Origin of the sequence: Hymenobacter gummosus (assembly GCF_003970915.1) — a bacterium.
Lineage (GTDB): Bacteria > Bacteroidota > Bacteroidia > Cytophagales > Hymenobacteraceae > Solirubrum > Solirubrum gummosum.
The window spans coordinates 188,193-203,252 of record NZ_RXOF01000002.1; the positions used below are offsets into that span (position 1 = coordinate 188,193).

12 protein-coding genes and 1 riboswitch are annotated in these 15,060 nt (G+C 65.5%); of the genes, 8 read left to right on the forward strand and 4 right to left on the reverse strand.

Annotated features, from left to right (window positions below):
* The first annotated feature begins 24 nt into the window (after positions 1-24).
* The 5 genes from EJV47_RS04140 (at position 25) to EJV47_RS04160 (ending at position 5,010) form a co-directional block, all read left to right on the forward strand.
* Positions 25-1,197 carry a DegT/DnrJ/EryC1/StrS family aminotransferase gene (locus EJV47_RS04140; protein WP_243650999.1) on the forward strand — a complete coding sequence of 391 codons (1,173 nt, stop codon included), beginning with the start codon at positions 25-27 and terminating at the stop codon, positions 1,195-1,197.
* Between the two features lie 247 nt (positions 1,198-1,444).
* On the forward strand, positions 1,445-2,284 hold the full coding sequence (locus EJV47_RS04145; RefSeq protein WP_126691883.1) for a M48 family metalloprotease: 840 nt from the start codon (positions 1,445-1,447) through the stop codon (positions 2,282-2,284).
* Between the two features lie 383 nt (positions 2,285-2,667).
* Positions 2,668-3,714 carry a Gfo/Idh/MocA family protein gene (locus tag EJV47_RS04150; RefSeq protein WP_243651001.1) on the forward strand — a complete coding sequence of 349 codons (1,047 nt, stop codon included), beginning with the start codon at positions 2,668-2,670 and terminating at the stop codon, positions 3,712-3,714.
* A 6-nt stretch (positions 3,715-3,720) separates the two neighbouring features.
* Entirely contained in the window at positions 3,721-4,245 is a 525-nt protein-coding gene (locus EJV47_RS04155) for a hypothetical protein (RefSeq protein ID WP_126691885.1), read from the forward strand.
* Between the two features lie 21 nt (positions 4,246-4,266).
* On the forward strand, positions 4,267-5,010 hold the full coding sequence (locus tag EJV47_RS04160) for an EcsC family protein (protein WP_126691886.1): 744 nt from the start codon (positions 4,267-4,269) through the stop codon (positions 5,008-5,010).
* Positions 5,011-5,273: 263 nt separating this feature from the next.
* On the opposite strand, the gene EJV47_RS04165 is transcribed toward EJV47_RS04160, so the two are convergent.
* Together EJV47_RS04165 and EJV47_RS04170 are read right to left on the reverse strand one after the other, a co-directional pair.
* The gene (locus tag EJV47_RS04165) at positions 5,274-6,806 is read right to left on the reverse strand and encodes an alpha/beta hydrolase family protein (RefSeq protein WP_126691887.1); all 1,533 of its coding nucleotides are present in this window, start codon (positions 6,804-6,806) and stop codon (positions 5,274-5,276) included.
* A gap of 99 nt (positions 6,807-6,905) precedes the next feature.
* Positions 6,906-7,868: a fasciclin domain-containing protein gene (locus tag EJV47_RS04170; RefSeq protein WP_207895823.1), complete on the reverse strand. Its 963-nt coding sequence runs from the start codon at positions 7,866-7,868 to the stop codon at positions 6,906-6,908.
* 253 nt (positions 7,869-8,121) lie between these two features.
* Between EJV47_RS04170 and EJV47_RS04175 the strand changes: the two genes are divergently transcribed.
* The 3 genes from EJV47_RS04175 (at position 8,122) to EJV47_RS04185 (ending at position 12,116) form a co-directional block, all read left to right on the forward strand.
* Positions 8,122-9,009: a hypothetical protein gene (locus EJV47_RS04175; RefSeq protein ID WP_126691889.1), complete on the forward strand. Its 888-nt coding sequence runs from the start codon at positions 8,122-8,124 to the stop codon at positions 9,007-9,009.
* 205 nt (positions 9,010-9,214) lie between these two features.
* A riboswitch (SAM riboswitch) is annotated at positions 9,215-9,328 on the forward strand.
* 306 nt (positions 9,329-9,634) lie between these two features.
* Positions 9,635-11,119, forward strand: a complete 1,485-nt coding sequence (locus EJV47_RS04180; protein ID WP_126691890.1) for an amino acid permease — start codon at positions 9,635-9,637, stop codon at positions 11,117-11,119.
* Between the two features lie 100 nt (positions 11,120-11,219).
* On the forward strand, positions 11,220-12,116 hold the full coding sequence (locus EJV47_RS04185) for a CPBP family intramembrane glutamic endopeptidase (protein WP_126691891.1): 897 nt from the start codon (positions 11,220-11,222) through the stop codon (positions 12,114-12,116).
* On the opposite strand, the gene EJV47_RS04190 is transcribed toward EJV47_RS04185, so the two are convergent.
* Together EJV47_RS04190 and EJV47_RS04195 are read right to left on the reverse strand one after the other, a co-directional pair.
* Positions 12,105-13,586 carry a lipopolysaccharide biosynthesis protein gene (locus EJV47_RS04190; RefSeq protein ID WP_126691892.1) on the reverse strand — a complete coding sequence of 494 codons (1,482 nt, stop codon included), beginning with the start codon at positions 13,584-13,586 and terminating at the stop codon, positions 12,105-12,107. The two genes, EJV47_RS04185 and EJV47_RS04190, sit on opposite strands and share 12 nt — an antisense overlap.
* Before the next feature lie 91 nt (positions 13,587-13,677).
* Positions 13,678-15,060: a DUF7033 domain-containing protein gene (locus EJV47_RS04195; RefSeq protein WP_126691893.1), complete on the reverse strand. Its 1,383-nt coding sequence runs from the start codon at positions 15,058-15,060 to the stop codon at positions 13,678-13,680.

A 15,060-nucleotide genomic window follows, 5' to 3' on the forward strand; every position in this document is an offset into this window, starting at 1 on the left:
CGGGCCATTTTCTGCTTTGCTGTCGTGCCTGATTTTTCGCCCTTGTCCGCGCCGCCCGCGCCCATCCGTCTGCTCGATTTGCCCGCCCAGCACGCCCCTATTCAGGCCGAGCTGGATGCGGCCCTGCGGCGGGTGATGCAGGAAGGCGCCTTCATTCAGGGGCCCGACGTGCAGCACTTTGCCGCCGAGCTGGGCCACTTCCTCGGCGGGGCCCACGTGGTGCCCTGCGCCAACGGCACCGACGCCCTGCAGCTGGCCCTGATGAGCCTGGATCTGCAGCCCGGCGACGAAGTCATCGTGCCGGCCTTCACCTACGTAGCTACGGCCGAAGCCGCCGCCGTGCTGGGTTTGCGCCCCGTGCTGGCCGACGTCGACCCCGCCACGTTCAACCTCGACCCGGCCGCCGCGGAAGCTGCCATCGGCCCGCGCACCCGCGCCATCCTGGCCGTGCACCTCTACGGGCAGTGCGCCGACCTGACGGCCCTGCGCCAACTGGCCGATAAGCACGGTCTGGCCCTTATCGAGGACAACGCCCAGGCCATCGGGGCCACCTGGCAGCAGGCCGACGGCGCGCTGGCCTACGCCGGCACGGTGGGGGAGGTAGGCACCACTTCGTTTTTCCCCTCCAAAAACCTCGGCTGCCTGGGCGACGGCGGCGCCCTGCTCACCCGCGACGCGGCCCGCGCCACCGCGCTGCAGGAGCTGGCCAACCACGGCCAGCCCCGCGGCCGCAAGTACCTGCACGCGCGCATCGGCCTGAACTCCCGCCTCGATACCCTGCAGGCCGCCCTGCTGCGCGTGAAACTGCCCCAGCTAGCTGCCTGGACGGCCGCCCGGCAGCGCGTAGCCGCCCGTTACGACGCCCTGCTGGCCGCGGTGCCCGGCCTGCACATCCCAGCCCGGCAGCCGGGCAGCACCCACGTCTTTCACCAGTACACCCTCACGCTCGACGCCGAAACCCGCCGCGACGCCCTGCAGCAGCACCTGCAGCAGCGGGGCGTGCCGTCGGTGGTGTATTACCCGGTGCCGGTGCACTTGCAGCCCGCCTATGCCCACCTGGGTTACCGCGCCGGGCAGTTTCCGGTGGCCGAGCAGCTCTGCCGCACGGTGCTGTCCGTGCCCATTCACCCGGGCCTGACCGACGAGCAGGTGGCCTGCGTGGCCGAAGCGGTGAAAACCGGGCTGGCGCCGGTTTAGCGAAACGAAGTGGAGCGTAACCGGTGCCCAACATAAGGCAGGCTTTCAGCCTGCGGGCGGCGCCCGAACGAGCGGCCCCGGCCCGTCGCCACAACGCTGCACTCAGGTTGAAAACCTGCTTTATTTCGGGCACCGGTTACGCCGTCTTCGACGGCTAAACCGGCGCCAGCGGCCGATTTGCCTTCTGCCTAATACCGTTTTTTCTTCGTGCCGTAGAAGGCAACTACCGCACCTTTTCCTCCGAATTATGTCCCGCCGTTTCCTGACCCTTGCCGTGGCCCTGACGGCTGCGGCCGGCCTGAGCGCCGCCATTATCAAGCCCGCTGCCACGCCCGAGCCCATCGAGCCCGCGCAGGGCTTCAACATCTTTTCCGTCGACCAGGACGTGGCGCTGGGCAACCAGGTGGCCCACCAGACCGACTCCATGTACCAGGCCAAGGGCCAGCTGATGGCCCGCAGCAACAATGCCCGCGCCTACCAGCTCCTCGACGCGGTGGTGAAGCGCGTGCTCGACAACGGCAACCTGAAATACCGCACCCAGTTTCCCTGGGACGTGAAGCTTATCAAGGACGACGCCACCCAAAACGCCTTTGCCACGCCCGGCGGGCACATTTACGTGTTTACGGGCCTGGTGAAATTCCTCGATAATGAAAGCCAGCTGGCCGGCGTGCTGGGCCACGAAATTGCCCACGCCGACCGCCGCCACAGCACCCAGCTGCTGCAGCGCCAGTACGGCATCGGCATGCTGGCCAGCGTGGTGCTGGGCAAAAACCAGGGCATGCTGGCCCAAATTGCCAACGGCCTGGCCGGCGTGACCTCGCTCAAGTTCAGCCGCACCTTCGAGCAGGAAGCCGATAAGTACTCCACCATCTACCTGAACGGCACCAAATACTACGCCTGCGACGGGGCCGCCGGCTTCTTCATCAAGGCCGAAAAGCAGGGCGGCGGCAATCCGCCCGAATTCCTGAGCACCCACCCCAACCCCGGCTCCCGGGTGCAGGCCATTCAGGGCAGCGCCCGGCAGCTGGGCTGCACCAACCGCAACCCGGGCAACAACAACTTCGCGGAGCTGAAGCGGCTGCTGTAACCGGTGCAGCGCGGTTGTGAACTATTCAAGAGAAATCGAAAAATAGTCTACACAAAAGGGCCCTGAGCGTGTGGACTATTCTTCGATTTCTCCTGAATAGTCCACACGCTTGTCCTAATAAAATGCCCCGGCCGCGTAGCGGTGCCACGTCAATAGCACAGGAAAAGAAAGACCGAGCTCCGTAGGAGCGGCACCTTGCCTGCGCGGACAGAGTGCCGCTCCTACGGAGCTCGAAACATTCTTATCTACCGGTTTGGCTATTGATGTAGTGCCCCTACGCGGCTGGGGCAGTTGGCGGGAACAGCATCCAAGGCTTGGGGCGGTAAGGTGTCCGGACCATCGTAGTTGACCGCGCATCCGCCGCTTTTTTCGCAGCTTGCGGCGTGTTGTCTCCCGACCTCCATTCCGCTTCCGCCGGGCCCGTCCGCTTCGTTATCTGCGGCGTGGGCCACATCGGCCGCCGCCACGCCGCGCTGGTGGCCCGCCACCCCGGCGCCCAGCTCACGGCCCTGATTGATACCAACGAGCAGCTGCGAGCCGGCCTCGAAGCCGAGTTTGCGGGCGTGCCCTTCTTCGCCTCCCTCGACGACTACCTCGCCCACGGCCCCGCGGCCGACGTGCTGACGGTGGCCACGCCTAATTACCTGCACGCCCCGCAGGCCCTCCGGGGGCTGCGCCACGGGCTGCACGTGGTGGTCGAAAAGCCCATTGCCCTGCGCAAAGCCGACGCCGAAGACCTGGTGCACACCGCCCTGCAAACCGGCCGGCTGGTGTTCGGAGTGATGCAGAACCGCTATTCGCCGCCCGCCGCCTGGCTGAAACAGGTGTACGACGCGGGCCGGCTGGGCCAGATTTACCTGGTGCAGCTGAACTGCTTCTGGAACCGCGACGCCCGCTACTACCGCCCCGGCTCCTGGCACGGCACCCGGGCGCAGGACGGGGGCACGCTGTTTACCCAGTTCAGCCACTTCGTCGATTTGCTCTACTGGGTGTTCGGCGACATTACCAACATCACGGCCCGCTTCCGCGACTTCAACCACCAGCAGCTCACCGAGTTCGAGGACTCCGGCCTGGTGATGTTTGACCTAGTGCGCGGCGGCGCGGGCACCTTGCAGTACAGCACCGCCGTGTGGGACCGGAACCTGGAAAGCTCCCTGACGGTCATTGCCGAGCACGGCAGCCTGCGCCTGGGCGGCCAGTACCTCGACAAGGTGGAGTACTGCCACCTGCAGGGCTACGAGCTGCCCCCGCTGCCGCCCACCAACCCGGCCAACAACTACGGCCCCTACCAGGGCTCGGCCGCCAACCACGTGCAGGTTATCGAGAACGTGGTGGACACGGTGCAGAAGCGGGGCTACGCCACCACCAACGCGCTGGAAGGGCTGAAAGTGGTGGATATCATCGAGCGGATTTACAGTCTAAAGTCCTGAGTTGGTATGCGGGTATTATCGGGTAGCGGCCTGGTCGTCGGGCGCCTGCGCTGGGATGAGTGGCTGCTGCTGGGCGGCTACGCGGCCGTGGTGTCGTGGCCCGAATGGCCGGCGGGGCCGGAGCAACAGCCGGCGGGCGACACCAGCGGCCTGGTGTCGTTGGCCCTGGTGGGGGCCGTGGTAGGCGCGACGATGCTGGTCTTTTCGCCGGGCACGCGGTTTCGCAACGTGTACTTCTCGGCGGGCTGGCTGGTCATCAGCGGCTGGCTGGCGGTGCGAAGCCAGGCGCTGGCGCTGGAGCCGCTGGCCTTGTTCGGGCTGTATCACGCCGTGCGCTGGCACTACTGGCGGCGCAACCGGCGCGAGCTGGTGCCGGGCAGCGTGAGCCGGGCCGGGTACGAGAAGGACTATTACCGCCTGGAAAAGCGCCGCGGTACTTCGGAAGACATTCGCTACACCAAATTCCTGTTCCGGGCGGGGCTGCTGCTGTTTTTTCTGCTGCTGTGGCTCTGCATCCGGCGGCTTCCCTAACGTCCCCCGACCCATCCAGCCATGATACCCGCCCAAGCCTACCAGGAGCTGCGCCGCTGGCAGCAGAAGATGCAGGCCGCGCCCGGCCCGCTCGACCGCCTGACCCGCGGCGTGCAGGTGCGCCTCAACGCGCTGCTGCCCGAAAAGCTGCACCAGGCCATTACCGCCACCATCAAGCAGATGGTACGCGGGGTGCTGTTCGGCTCCACCCATCTCACGCGCCGCCCGCTGCTGGAAGGTTCCCTGGCCGAGCGGGAGGAGATTGTGCGCACCCGTATCCGGCGCTACCGGCACGTGGCCGTGGTGGAGGGCGCCGCTACCGGGGCCGCCGGCTTCTTCGTGGGCCTCACCGATTTTCCGCTGCTGCTGGGCATCAAGCTCAAGCTGCTCTTCGACGTGGCCGCCCTCTACGGCTACGACGTGCAGGATTACACCGAGCGGCTCTACCTGCTGCACGTATTTCAGCTGGCCTTCAGCAGCCAGCACACCCGCAACCTCACTTACCAGCGCCTGGCCCACTGGGACGAATACCGCCAAAGCCTGCCGCCCGACGCCGCCGACTTCGACTGGCGCACCTTTCAGCAGGAGTACCGCGACTACATCGACCTGGCCAAGCTGGCCCAGCTGATACCGTTTATCGGTGCGGCCGTAGGGGCGGTGGCCAACTACCGCCTGCTGGAGCAGCTCGGCGAAACGGCCATGAACTGCTACCGCATGCGGTACTTCGGCGCAATGAGCATCGAGGAAGCAACCGGGGCGCAATAGCGGCTCCCCCCGCTGTCATTGCGAGAAGGCACGACATTCCGCGCATCAAGCGGCGTCAATCCTTCCTCTCGAGGCACAATGGCTCAACTGGCACTAAACCGGCCCCGCTCGAAACCACAAATGCTGGTTTCGAGCGGGGCCGGTTTCGTTCTGATAATTTTTCGTTTCTACCGGCTGTGTCGGCGGCGCTACTAGAGGAAGGATTGCCGCGCTTCGCTCGCAATGACCGCCACCCGAACCGTCGGCCAGTGCGGCCAGTCTTGCTACCCTTTCACCTGCCGGCGAATCCACTCCAGCACCGTCAGCTGCACCTGGGGCGACATGACGGGCGTCTGCTGGCCGTTGATGAGCGGCCAGTCCTGGGGCAGGGCCTGGAAGGTGTGGTTGAGCCCGTCGAGGCGGCGCACTTCGGCGCGGCGGTTGTCCTTGAAGGCCTTTTCCAGCGCGCCCAGGTTGGCTGGCAGCAGGTGCTGGTCGTCGGTGCCGTGGAGCAGCAGCACGGCGGTGCGCACCTTGTCCAGCTCCAGCGTGGGCACGTAGGTAACGAGGGCGCGGTAGCCCAGGGCGGTCATGTCGGCGGCGGTGGCCTGGGCGGCGGCGGGCTCCAGGTTAGGATTCTGCTGGCGCACCATGTTGGCCAGGATGGCCTGGGCCTGGGCGTTGTCGGGCATGTTGCGGATGATTTCCATCATCAGCTTCTGGCGCTTCACGCGGGCGTCGAGCTGCTTTTTGTCGGCGGCGCGCTGGCGCATCTGCTGTTGGCCCACGTAGGTGTCAATCTGGGCCGCGTTGGCGCCTTTGCTGCGCAGCTCGGCCACTTTCTCCGTTAGCTGCTGCTGCTGGCGCAGCTGGCGGCGCGAGCGGTTTTCCTGCGCCGTATCGGCCTGGCCGGCCTGCAGGAAGCCGGGCATGGGGCGCTGGGCCATAAACTCGGTGCCCGGCAGCCCGGCCGCGCCCAGCACCACCACGAAGGCCGGCGGCAGGGGCTGGGCCGCCACCTGCAGGGCCACGTTGCCGCCGAGGCCGTGGCCAATGAGGCCGAGCTGGGCAATATCGATGCGCGGGCGGCTGCGCAGAAAGTTCAGCGCCACCTGCGCGTCCTTGGCCAGGTCCAGCGGGGTGGCCGCCCGCCAGTCGCCGCCCGAGAGGCCCACGCCCCGGTCGTCGAGGCGAAGCACGGCCACGCCGTGGCGGGTGAGGTAGTCGGCAAAGGCGCCAAACAGCTTGTACTCGCCCTGGGCGGCGTCGCGGTCCTGGGGGCCGAGGTCGGAGAGGAGCACCACGGCCGGGAAGGGCCCTTCGCCGGGCGGCACCGTGAGCGTGCCGCTGAGCTTGGTGTTGTCGTGCACGCTGGTAAACGACACCTCGTCGACGCGGTAGGGCGGCGGAAACTTAAACGTCTTGGGCTGGGCCGGCTGGGGCTTGAAGGTCAGCGCCAGCGGCGTCTGGAAGCCCTGCTGCCGCCACTGGCCCTGCAGCTGCTGCCCGTCGGCGGAGCGCAGGCAGGTGTAGCTGCAGCCCAGCTCCTGCGAGTCGAAAATGATGGTGTCGGCCTTGAGGTCGACGGTGAGCAGGGCGCGGTTGATGCGCTGGGCCGGTACGTCGAGCACGGCAAAGCGGGTGCCGTTGGGCAGCTCCGTGACGGTAATCGTGAGCGGCAGGGAGCCGCCGGGCATGGTCAGCGCCCCTTTCCAGTCGCCCTCGAGCGAAGCTTTGGCCGCCGGGGCCTGGGCGGCCGTCAGCAGGGGCAGCAATAGTAAAAGCCAGCTCCAGCAGCCGGCAATCAACTTCTTCATACTGACAAAGGTAACGGCAACCGGCTACGGCCGCCGGCTACCCCGCCCAAGCAGGGAAGCCAGCGGCCGAAACCGGGTAATTTCTGGCCGAAAGGCGGGCTAGGGCAGCAGCACCCGGTCGATGACGTGGACCACGCCGTTGGTGCACAGCACGTCCGGGATGACCATGTTGGCCACGCTCGTCCCGTTGCCGCCGCCCTTCACCGTCAGGGTGCCGTCGACGAAGGGACCGAAGGTGACGGGCGCGCCGCCGGCCGAGCCCGTGCTGCTGCTTTCGGGCAGCTCGGGCGTGAATTTCGAGCCCGGAATGACGTGCTGCAGCAGCACGGCCGTGACGGTGTTCACCGGCAGCTTGCGCACGTCGGCGGGCACGTAGCCGGCGGGCGAACCGGGCGTAACCTGCAGGGCCGTGAGCAGGGTGCGGAAGGCCTGGTCGTTGGGGGCGAAGACGGTGAAGGGGCCGGGGCCCGACAAGGTGCCCTGCAGGTTGGCGTAGAGCACGGCTTCGACCAGGAAGGTCAGCTCGGGCTGCACGAATACCTGCCGGTTGTTCAGCGCCAGGGCCGACTGCACGATGTCGGCGCCGGTGGCCAGCAACACCTTGTCGACGGCGTGCACGGTGCCGTTGGAGGCCTTCACGTCGGTGAGCAGGATGCGGGAGCCGTTGACGTAGAGCGTGCCGTTGCGGTTGATGATGCGCCGGCCGGGGCCCAGGGCCGAGGGCGACACCAGCCCGTTTTGCAGGGCGCTGCCACTCACGGTACCGCCCGTCACGTGGTAGTACAGGGTGCTGGTGAGAAAGTCCCGGTTGAGCACGTTCAGGTCGGCGGCGCTGCGCAGGCCCAGGCGGGCAAAGGCCGCGTTGTTGGGCGCGAAGACGGTGTAGTTGCCGGCCGGGTCGCCCGGGTTGCGATTGGACAGCACGCCCACCACGCCCCCGCGCACGGCCGCGTCTTCGAGCACGCTGAAGTCGTCGTTGGCTACGGCAATGCCGGCAATGGAAGGTTCAGATTCCGTGTTTTTGTCGCAGCTGCTCAGCAGGCTAACTGCGAATATTCCCATTATGGGAAGAAGGTGGCGGAGAAGTGGGCGCATAGGTGTGAGATGAAAACGGGGCGTTTCGGCGAAGCCGAGAGACAAACGGAGGCAGTTGAACGAGCGGATTTACCAGTTCAAAGAAAATTTTTCCCAGCCTGGGAATCCAAAGGTAGAATTGCACTCGTAGCTACCGCGCCGGAATTCGACCACAGTCGCTAACTGCTTGGTCAACGGGTCGATTGACTCGCCAAAGCGCCTCTACTCCACTACACACCGCATGCAAAACTCCTACTTCTCCCTTTTGGCCGGGGCCGCGCTGCTGTGCGCCGCCGCGCCCGCCCATTCCCAGAGCCTGGTCAGCGGCTTTATGGCCGGCAAGGGCCACGGCTCCGTCGTGTTCAGCGGTACGGCCGAGCGCTACCGCGACGTGTTCCTGGTGCCCGAAACGGTGGACGCCGTGCCCATTTTCAAGGAAGTGCGCGTGTCCTCGGTGAGCGTGTACGCCAACTACGGCATCAGCGACAAAGTGGAAGCCGTGGTGGCCTTGCCCTACATCCAGTCGACGGGCCGGGCCGACAAGCCGGTGCTGACCGACCTGGGCTACACCAACACCCGCCGCGGCCTGCAGGATTTATCGTTTCTGCTGAAGTTCAAGTCGTTTTCGGCGCCGGTGGGCAACAGCCAGCTCGATTTGCTGGGCGTGGTGGGCGTGAGCACGCCGGCCAGCAACTACCAGAGCAAGGCCGATTTGGGCTACATCATTGCCATCGGCAACCGGGCCACCAAGCTCACCACCCTGGGCATTGCCCAGCTGCGCACGCCCTCGGGCGTGTTCTTCACCGGGCAGGCCGGCTACAGCGTGCGCACCGGCCCCGTGCCCAACGCCTTCGTGGCCGATGCCAAGGTGGGCTACGCTGGGCTGAAGCTCTACGGCGAGGCCTGGCTGGCCTACCAGCAGTCGAGCAGCGCGGGCACCGACATCCTGCAGCCGGGCTTCACGGGGCTGTTTACCGAAACCCGCGTGAACTACACCCGCGTGGGCGTGAGCCTCTACAAGCCGGTAGCCAAGGGCTTCGGGGTGGTGGCCGGCGCCAGCCGCTACGTGGCCGGCCGCAACGTGGGCCAGTCGACGGGCGTCTCGCTGGGCGTGTCGTACAACTACTAGGCGGTGAGATGGTGAAATGGTGAACTGGTGAGTTGACGTTCGGGAGGCGCTCCTCAGCGTCAACGTAGCACGAACGGCCCCGGCAGCTTCGGTTGTCGGGACCGTCTGCGCGTTTAGGGCCGCCCTGGGGGCAAGCTCACCATTGCGTCAGTTCACCATTTCACCGTTACCTTTGTGGCATCAATTCTTTACTGCTGAAGGATTGTTTTTATACAGAGGCGTGGAGAGACAGGCTCCGTGAAGCGCCGGCAACCCCCGGGAAACTCCCGAACGGTGCCAACCGAAGGTCAGCGGCAGCTAAGTCCTGACCATATAAAAACAAGTTGCTGTGGGCTTTTTGCGCATTTTCTCCGCTTCGATTCTCCACCACGCTGCCACCGCTGCGCGGCCGTGTTGCTGTTGTTGCTGAGGTCCCGGGCCGGCGCTGCGCCGGCCATTTTTCGCTGCTGACCGCCCGTAGCCGCTGAGCGCCGCGCGGGCCGTCCCGTTTGCCGTTTTCATTTTTTCCTGATTTCCGCCGAAGAACCCGGGCCGCTGCGTGCGCCTGGCTTGGCGCGGAAGGCCGCCTCGTTGTTGGGGCGGTGCTGCTTTCGGGGCCCGCTGCGGCGGGCGCCACCCTCTTATTATGCTCAAAAAATCATTGGAGCTGCTGCGGCAGGAAGCCGCGGAAAGCGGCTCGCACACGCTCAAGCGCAGCCTGGGTCCGCTCAACCTCATTGCCATCGGCGTCGGGGTTATTATCGGGGCGGGGCTGTTTTCGCTCACCGGCATTGCGGCCGCCAACAACACCGGCCCGGCCGTGACCTTGTCCTTCGTGGTGGCGGCCGTCGGCTGCGCCTTTTCGGCTTTGTGCTACGCCGAGTTTGCCTCCATGGTGCCGGTGGCCGGCTCGGCCTACACCTACGCCTACGCCACCATGGGCGAGCTGTTTGCCTGGATTATCGGCTGGGATTTGGTGCTGGAGTACTCGGTGGGCGCCGCCACGGTGGCCATCAGCTGGTCGCAGTACCTGGTGAAGTTTCTGGCCAAATACGGCCTGCACCTGCCCCCGCAGCTGGTGATGTCGCCCTGGGAAACGGCGGTGCTGAGCCCGGGCGCGGCGCCGGTGCACGGCTGGCTGAATCTGCCGGCCGTGCTCATCGTGCTGGCCATTACGGCCGTTATCATCCGCGGCACGCAGGGCTCGGCCTGGTTCAACGCCGTGGTGGTGGCCCTGAAAGTGTCGGTGGTGCTGGTGTTCATTGCCCTGGGCTGGCAGTACATCGACCCGGCCAACTACCACCCCTTCATCCCCGAAAACACCGGCAAGTTCGGCGAGTACGGCTGGAGCGGCATCCTGCGCGGGGCCGGGGTGGTGTTCTTCGTCTTCATCGGCTTCGACATCGTGGCCACGATGGCGCAGGAGGCCAAGAACCCGCAGCGCAACATGCCCATCGGCATCATCGGCTCCCTGCTGGTGTGCACGGTGCTGTTCGTGGTGTTCGGCTACGTGATGACCGGGCTGGCGCACTACACCGAGTTCAAGAACAGCGCCGCCCCGGTGGCCGTGGCCATCGAAAAAACGCCCTACGGCTGGCTGGCTACGGCCATTATCGGGGCCATTCTCATCGGCTACACCTCGGTTATCTTGGTCGATTTGCTGGGCCAGAGCCGGGTGTTCTTCTCCATGAGCCGCGACGGGCTGCTGCCGCGGGTATTCTCGCAGATTCACCCGCGCTTTCAGACGCCGCACAAGTCTAACCTGCTGCTGGGGGCTTTTATCAGCCTGTTTGCCGGCCTGGTGCCCATTCACGTGGTCGGCGAAATGTGCAGCATCGGCACCCTGCTGGCCTTCGTGATGGTGTGCGCGGGCGTGCTCATCATGCGCAAGCGGGAGCCGAATGCCCCGCGGGCCTTCCGCACGCCCTGGGTGCCGGTGGTGCCCATCCTGGGCATCGTCACCTGCCTGGTGATGATGCTGAGCCTGCCCCAGGACACCTGGATTCGCCTGTTCGTGTGGCTGGGGCTGGGCCTGCTGATTTACTTCGGCTACGGCAGAAAGCACAGCAAGCTGGGCCGCGGCATCAGCGTGAATCCGATGGTGGAGCCGGCGGGTAGTCAGATATCGTAAGCAAAGGGCGCCGACAAAAAAGCCGTTGCCCGGACTGGGCAACGGCTTTTTTGTGCGGTGAGGCTCGGTTTGCGTAGCTTGCCTGCTCTTTTGTATAGCTATGGAAACCGTTTATTCCGAGTCCAATTCTGCTATGCCGGAGCCGTCGGCCGCGGCTCTGGCAGGTGAGCCGCAACCCTCGCCGTGGTACCCAACCTACAAGGAAAGCTGGGCGGTGCTCGGGTGGTATTTGCTGTCGATGCTTCCGGTTGTGGTCGGGGCTGTTGGGCTGATGCAGTGGCTGCCCAAGTCCTGGCAAACAGGGGTGATGTTATTGCTGGGCACGCTCATGCAGGTGGCCCTGGTGCTGTGGCTGCGCCGCCGGGCCGGCCCGCGCCTCGCGCCGGTAGCGTGGAGCGGACCTTACGACCAGACCTGGCACGTGCCGCTGCTGCTGGTGCTGCTCACGCCCTGCCTGGCCGCCAGCCTCGCGCCGCTCACGTGGCTGCACCTGCCGCACTGGGGCGTCGACAAGACCTTCGACAAAATGCTGCAGACGCCGGCGTTGGTGCTGTTGCTGGCCTGTGGTGCCGCGCCGGTGCTGGAAGAATGGCTGTTTCGCGGCACCGTATTGCCCGGGCTGGTTCGCAATTATGGCGTACGGCCGGCGGTGCTGCTGTCGGCGGTGCTGTTTGCCGTGTTTCACATGAACCCCGGTCAGGCGGCCCCGACGTTCTTCATCGGGTTGTTCCTGGGGTGGCTGTACGTGCGGTTGCAGTCGTTACGAGTTTGTGTGCTGGTCCACTTCACCAATAATTTTATGGCGGTGCTGGCGCTGCTGTTAAGCAAAAAGCCCTACGGCGGCATGGAGTCTGTTGCCCAGACCGAGCCTGCCACACTAGCCGTAATCGGCGTGGGTATGGTGCTGACAGCCTTGGGTATCCGCTACCTGCACGGCCTCACGCGTCCCGCCGCGTTTTCGGCCCAACTGCCCACCGGAAGAGACTTAATGGCGTAAGCGGCGCGTCAATTTTTGAATTATGGGCTGGGCCTCCGGCACGGCCCGCGTGAGCAGCACAACGGCCGCGTACACCAGCGTCAGCACGGCGGAGCGCAGCAGCATGGTGACAAACAACGAGTGCACCGGGGGCAGCAGCCAGCCGGCCAGCGCGGCGGCGGCGGCGGCGCCCAGGATGAGCAGGATGCGGTAATCGAAGGGCTGCAGGCGGTAGGCGTGCCACACAAACCAGGTGCGGGCCACGTTGATGCTGGTGAGGGCCAGCAGGGCCGCCCAGGCGGCGCCCACCATGCCCAGCGGCGGGATGAGCAGCAAATTCAGCCCCACCGTGCCCAGGGCCAGGGCCACGTTGAAGACCAGGTCGAAGCGGTAGCGCGGGGAGGTGACGACGATGAGCCCGTTGACGCCGGTAATGCCGTCGAGCAGGCGGCCGGCCAGCAGAATCCAGACGATGGTGGTGCCGGCGGCGTACTCGGGCTTCATCAGCGAGTAGATAAAGTCCAGGTTCAGGCCAATGCCCAGGGCCAGGTAGCAGCCCAGCACGGTGTTGAGGCGGGTGGTGCGGCGGTAGAAATCGGCCATGCGGGCCATGTCCTGCTGCTTCCAGTAGTCGGCCAGCAGCGGGAAGGCAATCTTGTAGAGGGAGCGGAACGGGATGGTCAGCGCCGTGCTGATGAAAAAGGCGGTGGTGTACACGCCGTTGGCGTCGAAGCCCGAATGCGAGCTGACCATCCACGAATCGATGGAGCTGATGACGGTGCCGGAAATATTCGAGAGCAAGGCAAAGGCCCCAAAGCGCAGCAGCTCCCCCACGGGCCGCACTTGCAGCGCCGCCCGGGTGGGCCGCAGGTGCAGCTCCCCGATGTAGGCCAGGTAGGCAGTCAGCAGCAAAGTCAGCGCGCTGTTGACGGCTATATAGCCGAGCACAAACTGGTGAAACGTGAGGTAGCCCATGCCGAAGGCCAGCGTGACGCCCGCCACCAACACCCGCAGCAGCACTTCCTGCAGAAAGGACGAAAACGCCGTTTGGTAGAGACCCTTCAGGTAGGCATCCTGCAGGGAGTAGAGCAGCATAAACAACGCCAGCACCGCGCCCCAGCCGTAGTAGGTGTTCAGCAATACCGCGTCGGCCGGCTCAAAAGGGGCCAGCACCAGTGGCCGGCCCAGCCAGTAGCCCGCCGTGACAACCGCGAAACCTAGCATGGGCAACCCCAGCAGCAGCGGCAGAAAGCCCTGGTGGCCGGCCTCCCGGTTGCGGAAAAACGGGAAGTAGCGGATGCCCATGCTGGCAAACCCAACGGCCGCCAGCTGGGCATAGATGGTCGCCACGCTCAGCAGCAGGCGCGTGAAACCCACCTGCGCGGGGTCCAGAAAGCGCGGCATCAGCAGGGCCGTATTGACGAAGCCCAGCCCCAGCCCGAAGTAGGAAATAACGGTATTGCGCAGCCCCTGGCGCCGAACGATGCCCAAGCGGAAATAGGGTGTGAGGGTAGGAGGGTAGGAGGGCAGGAGTTGATAAAGGGCTGGTTCAGAAGTTATTGTGCATATAACTCCTAAACGCTTACCCTCCTAAACTCATACCCTCAACAATCTGCCTCCCCGTCAGAAAGGCGGTTTGGCGGCTGCGAAGGTAGGCCATGATGCGGTGGAACTCCCGGGGGCCGTTGTGCTCGTTGGCCGGGTCGAAGTTTTCGTTGTGCCAGAGCAGGGTGAACACGCCGCCGAACCGCTCGATTTCCCGCAGCATGGGCTCGATGGCCGGCATGATTTCCGCGGGCGCCAGCTGCAGGTAGCGGGGGTGGTGCAGGGTGGCGTCCATCAGGCTCAGCGGAATTTCGAGGAAGTGGCAGGCGTCGCCCTCCTCAAAGTTGAACGGGTGGAAGGGCCGGCAGTACGAGTTGCGGAAGCCGAAGTGCTCGGCGAAGCCCAGAGTCGAATCGTAGTCGAAAACCCACCCGTCGAGCAGGCCGGGAGTGCGGCGGGGCTCCCAGTACAGGTAATGAAAGCGCAGGCCCGCTGGCGAATCGGAGGCACGGGGCAGGTCTTGGGTTTCCGCGCCCAGCCGCTTAGAGTCGGTGGACGTGCCGATGCTGCCGTGCAGCTGAATTTCGGCGCCGGCGGCGCGCAGAGCGTCAATTTTAGGGGCAATATCGGGCAGAAAGTAGTCCGCGTTGGGCGTGCCATTCGCCGCCCGCCGATGCTCCGGAATAAAAAAAAACGTGCTGGCGGCTCCGTATTGGGCCACGGCCTGCTGCACCGTTTCCAGGTTGTCCCAGGCGTCGGGCTGGGTGAAGTGCCGGCCCAGCTGCCGCAGAACATTTCCTACCTGGCCCCGCCGCAGGGCCTGCTTCGCCGGCTCCTTCCAGGCGCTGCGCAGGTTGTCGATGTCGTGGGTGATGAAGGTGGCGAAGGGCGCACCACCCAGCCAGCGGCGCGGATGCAGCATCTGGCCCGAGACGTGCTCCACGGCCACGCGCAGCACCTCGAAGTAGTAGTTGACCACCGGCACCGTCACGAAGCCGTAGCGCTGCTGCACGCTGGCCGAGTAGGGGAAACGGCCGTACTGGTCGCGCTCCTCCGAGTAATACTCCTGCCAGCCGCTGAGCAGGTAAAAAGCCGCCGAAACGACGTCGGCGTGGATTTCAGCCCGGCTTGGCGACAGGGTAAGCAGCGGGCCGGTGAAGCCCGAGGCGAAAAAGAACGGCAGTTCCCGCCCATTCCAGATTAGGAAAACAGGGGCCGGCGCACACGGCTCGGTGCGGCTGAAAAACCCAGCGTCCCCAGCCGCTACTTCGATGCTCGGCTGCGTGGTGGCGTAGCCGATGCTGGGCAATTCGCCCTCGAACTCGTAGGCCATGCGGAAGTGCCGGAGCACGTAGGCCAGCCGGGTTTCGGGCGAAACCGGCCGGGCATTCAGCGGCGGCAGCGACGAGGAAGTAGCCAT

Bases quoted from the DNA above. Each gene is read 5' to 3' on its own strand.
- EJV47_RS04175 (WP_126691889.1), top strand. From the start codon at position 8,122: ATGCAAAACTCCTACTTCTCCCTTTTGGCCGGGGCCGCGCTGCTGTGC.
- EJV47_RS04195 (WP_126691893.1), bottom strand. From the start codon at position 15,060: ATGGCTACTTCCTCGTCGCTGCCGCCGCTGAATGCCCGGCCGGTTTCG.
- EJV47_RS04185 (WP_126691891.1), top strand. From the start codon at position 11,220: ATGGAAACCGTTTATTCCGAGTCCAATTCTGCTATGCCGGAGCCGTCG.
- EJV47_RS04165 (WP_126691887.1), bottom strand. From the start codon at position 6,806: ATGAAGAAGTTGATTGCCGGCTGCTGGAGCTGGCTTTTACTATTGCTG.
- EJV47_RS04145 (WP_126691883.1), top strand. From the start codon at position 1,445: ATGTCCCGCCGTTTCCTGACCCTTGCCGTGGCCCTGACGGCTGCGGCC.
- EJV47_RS04155 (WP_126691885.1), top strand. From the start codon at position 3,721: ATGCGGGTATTATCGGGTAGCGGCCTGGTCGTCGGGCGCCTGCGCTGG.
- EJV47_RS04160 (WP_126691886.1), top strand. From the start codon at position 4,267: ATGATACCCGCCCAAGCCTACCAGGAGCTGCGCCGCTGGCAGCAGAAG.
- EJV47_RS04170 (WP_207895823.1), bottom strand. From the start codon at position 7,868: ATGGGAATATTCGCAGTTAGCCTGCTGAGCAGCTGCGACAAAAACACG.
- EJV47_RS04180 (WP_126691890.1), top strand. From the start codon at position 9,635: ATGCTCAAAAAATCATTGGAGCTGCTGCGGCAGGAAGCCGCGGAAAGC.